This window comes from Salmonella sp. GDC200615 (assembly GCF_050574145.1).
GTDB classification, from domain to species: domain Bacteria; phylum Pseudomonadota; class Gammaproteobacteria; order Enterobacterales; family Enterobacteriaceae; genus Salmonella; species Salmonella enterica.
Map to the genome: position 1 here is coordinate 3,599,918 of NZ_CP192247.1, position 12,183 is coordinate 3,612,100.

9 protein-coding genes, 2 tRNA genes and 2 rRNA genes are annotated in these 12,183 nt (G+C 51.4%); 4 read left to right on the forward strand and 9 right to left on the reverse strand.

Annotation, left to right across the window (positions count from 1 at the left end; genetic code table 11):
• Positions 1 to 25: 25 nt before the first annotated feature.
• Positions 26 to 493, forward strand: a complete 468-nt coding sequence (gene rnhA, locus ACQ29O_RS17460; protein WP_000917872.1) for a ribonuclease HI — start codon at positions 26 to 28, stop codon at positions 491 to 493.
• On the opposite strand, the gene ACQ29O_RS17465 is transcribed toward rnhA, so the two are convergent.
• Entirely contained in the window at positions 490 to 1,212 is a 723-nt protein-coding gene (locus tag ACQ29O_RS17465; protein ID WP_000801242.1) for a class I SAM-dependent methyltransferase, read from the reverse strand. The genes rnhA and ACQ29O_RS17465 overlap by 4 nt on opposite strands.
• Positions 1,213 to 1,246: 34 nt before the next feature.
• Between ACQ29O_RS17465 and gloB the strand changes: the two genes are divergently transcribed.
• Positions 1,247 to 2,002, forward strand: a complete 756-nt coding sequence (gene gloB, locus ACQ29O_RS17470; protein ID WP_001052768.1) for a hydroxyacylglutathione hydrolase — start codon at positions 1,247 to 1,249, stop codon at positions 2,000 to 2,002.
• A gap of 71 nt (positions 2,003 to 2,073) precedes the next feature.
• Complete coding sequence (gene mltD, locus ACQ29O_RS17475) at positions 2,074 to 3,441, forward strand: murein transglycosylase D (protein WP_000644706.1); 1,368 nt, start codon at positions 2,074 to 2,076, stop codon at positions 3,439 to 3,441.
• Positions 3,442 to 3,496: 55 nt separating this feature from the next.
• On the opposite strand, the gene ACQ29O_RS17480 is transcribed toward mltD, so the two are convergent.
• The 3 genes from ACQ29O_RS17480 to ACQ29O_RS17490 form a co-directional block, all read right to left on the reverse strand.
• Positions 3,497 to 4,267 carry a class I SAM-dependent methyltransferase gene (locus ACQ29O_RS17480; RefSeq protein WP_000207233.1) on the reverse strand — a complete coding sequence of 257 codons (771 nt, stop codon included), beginning with the start codon at positions 4,265 to 4,267 and terminating at the stop codon, positions 3,497 to 3,499.
• Between the two features lie 77 nt (positions 4,268 to 4,344).
• Complete coding sequence (locus ACQ29O_RS17485) at positions 4,345 to 5,145, reverse strand: endonuclease/exonuclease/phosphatase family protein (protein ID WP_001230970.1); 801 nt, start codon at positions 5,143 to 5,145, stop codon at positions 4,345 to 4,347.
• A 130-nt stretch (positions 5,146 to 5,275) separates the two neighbouring features.
• Complete coding sequence (locus tag ACQ29O_RS17490) at positions 5,276 to 6,451, reverse strand: MFS transporter (protein WP_001127547.1); 1,176 nt, start codon at positions 6,449 to 6,451, stop codon at positions 5,276 to 5,278.
• Positions 6,452 to 6,555: 104 nt separating this feature from the next.
• Between ACQ29O_RS17490 and yafC the strand changes: the two genes are divergently transcribed.
• Positions 6,556 to 7,470, forward strand: a complete 915-nt coding sequence (gene yafC / locus ACQ29O_RS17495; protein WP_000648520.1) for a DNA-binding transcriptional regulator YafC — start codon at positions 6,556 to 6,558, stop codon at positions 7,468 to 7,470.
• Positions 7,471 to 7,490: 20 nt separating this feature from the next.
• Here the strand turns inward: yafC and dkgB are convergent, their stop codons facing one another.
• The 5 genes from dkgB to ACQ29O_RS17520 form a co-directional block, all read right to left on the reverse strand.
• Positions 7,491 to 8,294, reverse strand: coding sequence for a 2,5-didehydrogluconate reductase DkgB (dkgB, locus tag ACQ29O_RS17500; protein WP_000154883.1), 804 nt, complete (start codon positions 8,292 to 8,294; stop codon positions 7,491 to 7,493).
• Positions 8,295 to 8,458: 164 nt separating this feature from the next.
• A tRNA-Asp gene (locus ACQ29O_RS17505) sits at positions 8,459 to 8,535 on the reverse strand.
• Positions 8,536 to 8,589: 54 nt separating this feature from the next.
• Positions 8,590 to 8,705: ribosomal RNA gene (gene rrf / locus ACQ29O_RS17510) — 5S ribosomal RNA — on the reverse strand.
• Positions 8,706 to 8,901: 196 nt separating this feature from the next.
• A 23S ribosomal RNA gene (locus ACQ29O_RS17515) occupies positions 8,902 to 11,890 on the reverse strand.
• 193 nt (positions 11,891 to 12,083) lie between these two features.
• Positions 12,084 to 12,159 (reverse strand) — tRNA-Glu (locus ACQ29O_RS17520).
• Positions 12,160 to 12,183 lie beyond the last annotated feature (24 nt).

Below are 12,183 nucleotides of genomic sequence, written 5' to 3' on the forward strand. Positions count from 1 at the left end.
TTCAATTACAGGAAGTCTACCAGAGATGCTTAAACAGGTAGAAATTTTCACCGATGGCTCTTGCCTGGGGAATCCAGGGCCTGGTGGTTATGGCGCTATCTTACGCTATCGCGGTCATGAAAAAACGTTTAGTGAAGGTTACACGCTGACCACCAATAACCGTATGGAACTGATGGCGGCGATCGTCGCGCTTGAAGCGTTAAAAGAACATTGCGAAGTGACATTGAGCACCGACAGCCAATATGTGCGGCAAGGAATTACCCAATGGATTCATAACTGGAAGAAACGCGGCTGGAAAACAGCGGAAAAGAAACCCGTAAAAAATGTCGATCTGTGGAAACGTCTCGATGCTGCGTTAGGTCAGCATCAGATCAAATGGGTATGGGTCAAAGGCCATGCAGGCCATCCCGAAAACGAGCGTTGTGATGAACTGGCGCGCGCCGCGGCAATGAACCCCACGCAGGAAGATAGTGGCTACCAGGCGGAGGCTTAGCCATCCGGTTTGCGATATTGCCGGGTGGCGCCAACGGTCTGGCGGATAGGGGTTTTACTTTTATTATGTCGCAGCGGATTAAGCGTAAGCGGGATGGTCCGCTTACGGGCCACAATAAGCTGTAAACAGCCCAGCGCCGGGATATGCGTATTTAAAAGCCGCCCCCCCTGCTTTTTCCAGGGTAAGACATGAAAACGGCTATAATGTAGCACTTCAAAATTGAGTAAAGACAGCCAGTCCAGTTGCCGCATAAGGGTAAACATCCGACTATTATAGGGCGGTGTTTTACGTAAAACGGGTACTAGTTTACGTAACCCCATCAAACTCAGCGGGTTAAATCCACTGATGACCAGCCAACCGTCATCAATCAATACGCGGTCGGCTTCCCGCAATAAACGGTGCGGGTCGGTACACCACGGCAAAGTATGCGCCAGCAGACAAACATCGACGGATTTATCCGCAAAAGGAAGGTGTAGCGGATCGGCCAGAACCTGCATCGGTGAGCCCTGCGATGAAACATTCACCTGATGGGAGACCGCGCACGCTTCGGAATTGATTTCTGCGCTTAAATTACCGATTTTAAGCAAATGGAAACCATACATTTTTGCAAGCCACGGATTTAGCTGCTGTTCCAGCGCCTCACGGTAGTAATTGCCCCAGGGCAACTCACCCCAACATCCGGGCGCAACGACAGTTTGAGAGAGCCTTGCCGGTTTCATCGCAACCTTCCGCTAATTATTTGAGAGGTAATATATGAATCTTAACAGTATTCCCGCGTTTCAGGACAATTACATCTGGGTGCTGACCAATGATGAAGGCCGCTGTGTGATTGTTGATCCCGGCGAAGCGGCCCCCGTCTTAAAGGCCATTGCTGAACATAAGTGGATGCCGGAGGCGATTTTTCTGACGCATCACCATCACGACCATGTTGGCGGAGTCAAAGAGCTGTTGCAACACTTCCCGCAAATGACGGTTTATGGACCGGCGGAAACGAAAGACAAGGGAGCAACCCATCTTGTTGGCGATGGCGATACTATTCGCGTTTTAGGCGAGAAATTTACTCTTTTTGCCACGCCGGGCCACACGTTAGGACACGTCTGTTACTTTAGCCACCCTTACTTATTCTGCGGCGACACGCTGTTTTCTGGCGGCTGTGGTCGACTGTTTGAAGGCACGCCATCACAGATGTATCAGTCACTTATGAAAATTAACTCTCTGCCTGACGACACGCTCATTTGCTGCGCTCACGAATACACTTTAGCTAACATTAAGTTCGCATTGAGCATACTTCCGCACGATTCGTTCATAAATGAATATTATCGTAAAGTTAAAGAGTTACGTGTAAAAAAACAAATGACATTACCCGTTATTCTTAAAAATGAGCGTAAGATTAATCTTTTTTTAAGAACTGAAGATATTGATTTAATTAACGAAATAAACAAAGAAACAATATTGCAACAACCAGAAGCGCGTTTTGCATGGTTAAGGTCAAAGAAAGACACGTTCTGATAATTCTTACTTGTCATTCGCTAACTTCGCCGTTATGATCGGTCGTCTTTTAAGCAACTATTGACACACACATGAAGGCAAAAGCGATATTACTCGCCTCTGTCCTGCTTGTGGGGTGCCAGACGTCTCAGAACACTGGCAACGTCCAACAGCACGCACAGAGCCTTTCTGCAGCTGGTCAAGGGGAAGCAGGAAAGTTTACGAGTCAGGCACGATGGATGGACGACGGAACGTCTATCGCGCCAGATCAGGACTTGTGGGCTTTCATTGGCGACGAGCTAAAGATGGGAATTCCGGAAAACAGCCGGATTCGCGAACAGAAACAGAAGTATTTACGCAATAAGAGCTATCTCCACGATGTAACTTTACGGGCAGAGCCGTATATGTACTGGATAGCGGGGCAGGTTAAGAAACGTAACATGCCTATGGAGCTGGTACTACTACCCATAGTGGAGAGCGCTTTTGATCCTCACGCAACGTCTGGCGCCAATGCCGCAGGCATCTGGCAGATCATACCGAGCACAGGGCGCAATTATGGTTTAAAGCAGACCCGTAATTATGACGCGCGTCGCGATGTTGTAGCCTCTACGACCGCCGCGTTAGACATGATGCAGCGTCTGAACAAAATGTTTGACGGCGACTGGCTGTTAACCGTTGCAGCGTATAACAGCGGCGAAGGCCGTGTTATGCGGGCAATTAAAGCAAACAAAGCGCGTGGAAAACCGACGGATTTCTGGTCGCTTTCTTTGCCCAGGGAAACGAAACTCTACGTACCTAAGATGCTGGCATTGAGTGAAATTCTCAAAAACAGCAAACGCTACGGCGTACGTCTGCCAACAACAGATGAAAGCCGAGCGCTGGCACGAGTTCGTTTAAACAGTCCAGTTGAAATGGCCCAGGTTGCGGATATGGCGGGCATGTCTATCAGCAAGCTGAAGACGTTTAATGCCGGTGTAAAAGGGTCTACCTTAGGCGTAAGCGGTCCGCAATATGTTATGGTGCCCAAAAAGCATGCCGAGCAGTTGCGTGAGTCGCTGGCTTCCGGTGAGATTGACGCCGTTCAGTCCCAACTGATCGCCGACAATACGCCGTTGAATAGCCGTAGCTATAAGGTGCGCTCTGGCGATACGCTTTCCGGTATTGCTTCGCGGCTTGGCGTAAGCACGAAGGACTTGCAGCAGTGGAACAACCTGCGTGGTTCGCGCCTGAAAATCGGGCAAAGCCTGACCGTGGGCGCTGGCAGCAGCGCACAACGACTGGCAAACAATAGCGATAGCATTACCTATCGTGTCCGTAAAGGCGATTCGCTTTCCAGTATCGCCAGACGTCACGGGGTGAATATCAAAGATGTGATGCGTTGGAACCATGATACGGATAATCTACAACCGGGCGATCAGCTTACGTTGTTTGTGAAGGACAATAGCACGCCAGACTCCTGATATTGTCCGACGAAAAAGCCAAAAGGCGCCGCTTCCCCCGGCGCCTTTTAAATTGCTATACCGCTTTATGCGCTTCCAGCATGATAGTATCGCTGCTAAACGAACCGTCATCCTGCAACTCAAAATAACGCTTCACCTCTACCGGGGCACTCGCCTGATATAATCGAATCGCCTCAACCAACGGCGCTGGCGTACGCATCCGCGTTACCCATGAGCGAAACTCCAGCGATAAACGATCGGTTATCACGGTATTCGTTACCAGCATCGCATTATTGACCATCGCCAGCCATTCACCACTGGAATAATTACGGACATGCGACGTGTCGCGTAACGCCTCCACCGTTTGCAGCCAGATATCGCGTACAGGATGTCCTGGCGACATGACATCCATGATAATCAGCACGCCGCCGGGTTTTAATACACGATTAACTTCACGCAATGCCTGACCAACGTCGTGCCAGTGATGCGCGGAATAGCGGCTAATCACCACCTCAAACGATGCATCTTCAAAGGGCAGTTTTTCGGCATAACCTTGCCGGAGAGTAATATTACTTAAATGTCTTTCTTCCGCCGCTCCAGCGACAACCTCAAGCATGCTGGCGGATAAATCGTATGCCACGACCGAGTTGACATGTTGCGCAGCGACAAAACTCGCGTGTCCAGCTCCACATCCCATATCCAGTACGTTCGCCTGGGAAAAATCAGACAGCCTTTGCGCCAGCCGCACTAAGTCACGACCCGCTGCGTGAACGGCGCTATGTAAATAGGCGTTCGCCTGTGAACCAAACTGCTTTTCGACATTGTCATGGTGGGAATGCGTTGTCATGGTAGTGCCCTTCTGTTATGAGAAAAGTAAAGGGCAGCACCCGCAGAGGCCTGCCCCACGGCAGACCTGACGCACCTTTATTGCTCAGGTTTGCCGGGACTGAATTCAACGAGTAGCGGATTGTGATCGGAAGCGCGCGTCACCAGTACGGAGGCTTCATTCACGTTTAAACCACGATAAAAAACAAAATCCAGCGGTCGTCCAAACGCACGACGGCGTTGATCGTCAGTGAAACGCACCTGGCGCAGCGACATCTCACGTGCAAAGCGGTACAACGCATTCATACGTGGACGGCTCCAGGCATTAAAATCACCCGCCATAATGACAGGGCCGCTATGGTGCGCAATCTGGTCGCCGATCGGAAGTAGCTGCTTACTGTATACGTCCACGCCCAGACTAAAATTTACCGCATGAACATTTACTACCATTAATAAACGGGTATCCGGCAAGGGATATACCGTCACCAGGGCTGATTTCGCCAAACGTAAAATTGGTTCTCTTTCCCGTAAAGGGCAGCAGTAAACAGGATGGGCGGCAGACAGCGTCATGACGCCAGACGGGTGCTGAGGTAATACAAAAGCGGGAACCTGATCGGCGGCAAGATAGTTAGCGGTGGCAAACTGTACCAGTTCAGGCGTCGTCTGGGCCTCCTGCAACAGGACCAGATGCGCATCTTTGCCGTAGTTCTTCAGCACCGATAACCATTCGGCTCGCTGCTGCTTGAATATATTCCACACGAGGATACGGATCCGCTCTTCACTGCTTAACGGTTCCCCGGCGGGCAATGCCTGGCCAATGCTCGCAAACGACCCTGGCGGCAAAATCCGTTCGGCGGGCTGTCCGGCAACATAGCGCATCGCATAGGTGTTTTTTCGCACTTTTGACTTTCAAACCTCTATAACGTAACCAGTCCGGAAACGGAATGGTCTTTCTGTTATAGGGATTTTAGCACTCACTTTCAACGAACAATTGCAGTTTGTTTTGTAAGTAGGCGCTTACATCAATAATTTACTCCAGAGCAATGCGTACAGGTTTATCAAGACGTCCGCTGACACTCATCAGCAGGAAAGCCACCAGAACAATGAGGGCGCCAATCCACGGCGTCTGCGCCAAACCGTAATGCGCCACCGTTTGTCCGCCAATCACGGAACCCAGCGCAATACCAATGTTAAACGCCGCAATGTTCAGACCTGACGCCACATCTACCGCATTAGGCGTGAATTGTTCCGCTTTCTGTACCACGTAGACCTGCAACCCCGGTACGTTACCGAAGGCAAAGATCCCCATCACCAGAATGGTAGCCAGCGCGGCATACTGCGTGGAGGCCGTCACCTGGAAGACCATCAGCAGAACAAACAGCGCGGCGAAAATGAATTTCAGCGCCGGCACGGCACCATGCTTATCCGCCAGTTTACCGCCCCAGATATTGCCGATAGCCACTGATACGCCATACCCCAGTAAGATCCAGCTTACCGCTGCCGGGGAGAATCCCGCCAGATCCTGCATCATTGGCGCCAGGAAGGTGAATGCAGTGAACACTCCACCGTAGCCCAGCGCCGTAACGGCGTAAATCAGTAACAGACGAGGATGAGTCAGTACTTTCACTTGGTCACGAATGCTGGCGGCCGCCCGACCGGGAATATTGGCAGGGATCAGCAATTGACTACTCATCAGCGCAATCACGCCTAACAGTGATACCGCAAGGAAGGTCTCACGCCAGCCAAAATGCTGACCGATAAATGTGCCCAGCGGAACGCCTGTTACCAGCGCTACCGTTAAACCACCAAACATAATAGCGATAGCAGAAGCCGCTTTCTCTTTCGGCACCAGACTTGTCGCGATGGTAGAGCCAATCGAGAAGAACACGCCGTGCGCCAGGCCCGTCAGCAGACGGGCGACGATTAATGTCATATAGCCCAGCGCCTGCCACGCCAGCAAATTCCCCGCCGTAAACAAGACCATCAGCGCAACCAGTAACTGTTTACGCGGCAGGCGTCCGGTCAGAGCGGTTAGCACCGGCGCGCCAATAGCCACACCCAGCGCATAGATTGAAACCAGCATTCCGGCGGAAGGTAACGAGACAGCCAGTTGTTGTGCAATGGTCGGCACCAGGCCGACAATCACGAATTCAGTCGTGCCAATAGCGAATGCACTTATTGTCAGTGCAAATAAAGCGAGAGGCATACATAACTCCATAACAGCAGTAATCAGATAACACGCAGTATGCCTGGATGTTTTAATGACAAAAATAGCCAAAATATCAATTTAATTTTGCTTCAGGAGCAAAAATGAAAGCCACCTCCGAAGAACTTGCAATTTTTGTCGCTGTCGTGGAAAGCGGCAGCTTCAGCCGGGCGGCAGAGCAGCTCGGACAGGCCAATTCCGCTGTCAGCCGGGCAGTTAAAAAGCTGGAGATGAAGCTCGGCGTCAGTCTGCTTAATCGTACGACCCGACAGCTGAGCCTGACTGAAGAAGGAGAGCGATACTTCAGGCGTGTGCAGCAGATACTGCAAGAAATGGCTGCCGCAGAAACGGAAATCATGGAGTCGCGTAATACCCCACGCGGCTTACTGCGTATCGATGCGGCAACGCCGGTAATGCTGCATTTCCTGATGCCGCTGATTAAACCTTTTCGTGAACGGTATCCGGAAATAACGTTGTCTCTTGTCTCCTCAGAAACGTTCATCAATCTTATTGAACGAAAAGTGGATGTTGCGATACGCGCAGGTAGGTTGACAGATTCAAGTCTGCGCGCGCGTCCGTTATTTACCAGTTATCGTAAGATTATCGCCTCACCGGATTATATTGCCCGTTTTGGCAAGCCAGAGACCGTTGAACAGTTAAAACGGCATCTGTGCCTGGGGTTCTCAGAACCTGTTTCGCTCAATACCTGGCCAATAGCCTGTAGCGATGGGCAGCTCCATGAGGTTGAATGTGGGATTTCTTCCAATAGCGGGGAAACGTTAAAACAGCTTTGCCTGAACGGTAACGGCATTGCATGTCTTTCAGATTATATGATTGATAAAGAGATCGCCCGGGGAGAACTGGTGGAACTGCTGGCCGATAAACGTCTGCCGGTAGAAATGCCTTTCAGCGCCGTTTACTACAGCGACCGCGCCGTCAGCACACGTATTCGGGCATTTATCGACTTTTTGAGCGAATATATAAGAACAGCTCCCGAAGGAGCTGTGAAAGAGGGTTAAAGGTACAAAGGATCGGGTAATTAATCCCAGGCAGGAGCCAGTCCTTCCGGGCTAACCAGACGATCGTTGCAGTCCAGTGCCGCGATCGCATTTTTATCTTCGGCATCCAGATGCAGGTCCTGCGCCAGCAGGTTGCTTGCCAGGTTTTCACGCCTGGTGGATGAAGGGATCACGGAGTAACCTTCACCCATTGCCCATGCCAGAATAACCTGCGCCGGGGTCGCATTATGTTTAGCCGCAATGCGCGCAATCACTTCATCTTTCAGCGCTTTACCGTATGCCAGCGTCATATAAGAGGTGATGTGGATACCGTGCGCTTTCGCCCAGTCAACCACCTTACGATTCTGCAGATACGGAGATAGCTCAATCTGGTTGGTGGCGATATTGTCTGCGCCCACCGCGGCAATAGCCTTTTCCATCAACGGAATGGTGAAGTTTGAGATGCCAATTTCGCGAGTCAGCCCTTGTTTTTTAGCTTCCAGCAATGCCTGCATAAATTCTTCGACAGACACGGCATCACCCGGAGATGGCCAGTGGATCAGCGTCAGATCGACATAATCGGTACGCAGTTTTTTCAGGCTCTCTTTCAGGCTTGGGATTAGCTTGTCTTTGCTAAGGTTTTCAATCCAGACCTTGGTGGTGATGTACAGCTCGCTACGTGGTACGCCGCTCTCAGCAATCGCCTGTCCAACAGCCGCTTCATTATCATAGATTTGCGCAGTGTCGACAGCACGGTAGCCCAGTTCAAGCGCCGTTTTCACAGAAGCGATAACCACGTCGTCTTTCAGGCGAAAAGTACCTAAACCGAATGCAGGGATAGTCATAGAATTCCTCTTTTTAATCACTATGTTCGTTAACTGAGGGGATTATGACCTTCAGCGCTTTGCAGAAAAAGAGCGAGAAATGCAGAGGATTTTTGCGAATTGAGCAATAATTAAATGACAGGCAAAGAAAAAGCCCTGAGCTAATGCTCAGGGCTCTTAATAAGTGGCGGAACGGACGGGACTCGAACCCGCGACCCCCTGCGTGACAGGCAGGTATTCTAACCAACTGAACTACCGCTCCACCGAATTCTTTTACAACCACTGATTTTTACATCAGTTTACTGCTTAATTTGATGCCTGGCAGTTCCCTACTCTCGCATGGGGAGACCCCACACTACCATCGGCGCTACGGCGTTTCACTTCTGAGTTCGGCATGGGGTCAGGTGGGACCACCGCGCTACTGCCGCCAGGCAAATTCTTTGTGCTCTGTACGCAATTCTTTATCGCATCAGCGGCGTTGCCTGCGCTCGTAAACTCAGTCACATACTTCTGTATGCTCCTTCCTTTCCTTCGCTTGCCGCCTTGCTGCTGCGCAAATTATTGCGTACTCAACTCTGAATCACTGCTGAAAATCGTCTCTCATCCGCCAAAACATCTTCGGCGTTGTAAGGTTAAGCCTCACGGTTCATTAGTACCGGTTAGCTCAACGCATCGCTGCGCTTACACACCCGGCCTATCAACGTCGTCGTCTTCAACGTTCCTTCAGGAGACTCTAAGTCTCAGGGAGAACTCATCTCGGGGCAAGTTTCGTGCTTAGATGCTTTCAGCACTTATCTCTTCCGCATTTAGCTACCGGGCAGTGCCATTGGCATGACAACCCGAACACCAGTGATGCGTCCACTCCGGTCCTCTCGTACTAGGAGCAGCCCCCCTCAGTTCTCCAGCGCCCACGGCAGATAGGGACCGAACTGTCTCACGACGTTCTAAACCCAGCTCGCGTACCACTTTAAATGGCGAACAGCCATACCCTTGGGACCTGCTTCAGCCCCAGGATGTGATGAGCCGACATCGAGGTGCCAAACACCGCCGTCGATATGAACTCTTGGGCGGTATCAGCCTGTTATCCCCGGAGTACCTTTTATCCGTTGAGCGATGGCCCTTCCATTCAGAACCACCGGATCACTATGACCTGCTTTCGCACCTGCTCGCGCCGTCACGCTCGCAGTCAAGCTGGCTTATGCCATTGCACTAACCTCCTGATGTCCGACCAGGATTAGCCAACCTTCGTGCTCCTCCGTTACTCTTTAGGAGGAGACCGCCCCAGTCAAACTACCCACCAGACACTGTCCGTAACCCGGGTAACGGGTCCACGTTAGAACATCAAACATTAAAGGGTGGTATTTCAAGGTCGGCTCCATGCAGACTGGCGTCCACACTTCAAAGCCTCCCACCTATCCTACACATCAAGGCTCAATGTTCAGTGTCAAGCTATAGTAAAGGTTCACGGGGTCTTTCCGTCTTGCCGCGGGTACACTGCATCTTCACAGCGAGTTCAATTTCACTGAGTCTCGGGTGGAGACAGCCTGGCCATCATTACGCCATTCGTGCAGGTCGGAACTTACCCGACAAGGAATTTCGCTACCTTAGGACCGTTATAGTTACGGCCGCCGTTTACCGGGGCTTCGATCAGGAGCTTCGCTTGCGCTGACCCCATCAATTAACCTTCCGGCACCGGGCAGGCGTCACACCGTATACGTCCACTTTCGTGTTTGCACAGTGCTGTGTTTTTAATAAACAGTTGCAGCCAGCTGGTATCTTCGACTGACTTCAGCTCCGTGAGTAAATCACTTCACCTACGTGTCAGCGTGCCTTCTCCCGAAGTTACGGCACCATTTTGCCTAGTTCCTTCACCCGAGTTCTCTCAAGCGCCTTGGTATTCTCTACCTGACCACCTGTGTCGGTTTGGGGTACGATTTGATGTTACCTGATGCTTAGAGGCTTTTCCTGGAAGCAGGGCATTTGTTACTTCAGCACCGTAGTGCCTCGTCATCACGCCTCAGTGTTAAAGTGAACCGGATTTACCTGGAACACACACCTACACGCTTAAACCGGGACAACCGTCGCCCGGCCAACATAGCCTTCTCCGTCCCCCCTTCGCAGTAACACCAAGTACGGGAATATTAACCCGTTTCCCATCGACTACGCCTTTCGGCCTCGCCTTAGGGGTCGACTCACCCTGCCCCGATTAACGTTGGACAGGAACCCTTGGTCTTCCGGCGAGCGGGCTTTTCACCCGCTTTATCGTTACTTATGTCAGCATTCGCACTTCTGATACCTCCAGCAACCCTCACAGGCCACCTTCGCAGGCTTACAGAACGCTCCCCTACCCAACGAACGTATCCTTAAACCGACTCGACTTTGTATACGCTTTGACGTCGCTTCGCTCCGTCAATCGTAACCCGCTGAATCGCTTTAAGTGATACGTTCGCTGCCGCAGCTTCGGTGCATGGTTTAGCCCCGTTACATCTTCCGCGCAGGCCGACTCGACCAGTGAGCTATTACGCTTTCTTTAAATGATGGCTGCTTCTAAGCCAACATCCTGGCTGTCTGGGCCTTCCCACATCGTTTCCCACTTAACCATGACTTTGGGACCTTAGCTGGCGGTCTGGGTTGTTTCCCTCTTCACGACGGACGTTAGCACCCGCCGTGTGTCTCCCGTGATAACATTCTCCGGTATTCGCAGTTTGCATCGGGTTGGTAAGCCGGGATGGCCCCCTAGCCGAAACAGTGCTCTACCCCCGGAGATGAATTCACGAGGCGCTACCTAAATAGCTTTCGGGGAGAACCAGCTATCTCCCGGTTTGATTGGCCTTTCACCCCCAGCCACAGGTCATCCGCTAATTTTTCAACATTAGTCGGTTCGGTCCTCCAGTTAGTGTTACCCAACCTTCAACCTGCCCATGGCTAGATCACCGGGTTTCGGGTCTATACCCTGCAACTTAACGCCCGGTTAAGACTCGGTTTCCCTCCGGCTCCCCTATTCGGTTAACCTTGCTACAGAATATAAGTCGCTGACCCATTATACAAAAGGTACGCAGTCACACAGGTAAACCTGTGCTCCCACTGCTTGTACGTACACGGTTTCAGGTTCTTTTTCACTCCCCTCGCCGGGGTTCTTTTCGCCTTTCCCTCACGGTACTGGTTCACTATCGGTCAGTCAGGAGTATTTAGCCTTGGAGGATGGTCCCCCCATATTCAGACAGGATACCACGTGTCCCGCCCTACTCATCGAGCTCACAGCACATGCGCTTTTGTGTACGGGGCTGTCACCCTGTATCGCGCGCCTTTCCAGACGCTTCCACTAACACACATGCTGATTCAGGCTCTGGGCTCCTCCCCGTTCGCTCGCCGCTACTGGGGGAATCTCGGTTGATTTCTTTTCCTCGGGGTACTTAGATGTTTCAGTTCCCCCGGTTCGCCTCATTAACCTATGGATTCAGTTAATGATAGTGTGACGAATCACACTGGGTTTCCCCATTCGGGTATCGCCGGTTATAACGGTTCATATCACCTTACCGGCGCTTATCGCAGATTAGCACGCCCTTCATCGCCTCTGACTGCCAGGGCATCCACCGTGTACGCTTAGTCGCTTAACCTCACAACCCGAAGATGTTTCTTACGATTCATCATCGTGTTGCGAAAATTTGAGAGACTCACGAACAACTTTCGTTGTTCTGTGTTTCAATTTTCAGCTTGATCCAGATTTTTAAAGAGCAAATATCTCAAACGTGACTCGTAAGTCAGTTTTGAGATATTAAGGCAGGTGACTTTCACTCACAAACCAGCAAGTGGCGTCCCCTAGGGGATTCGAACCCCTGTTACCGCCGTGAAAGGGCGGTGTCCTGGGCCTCTAGACGAAGGGGACGTATCAGTCTGCTTCGCAAGACGC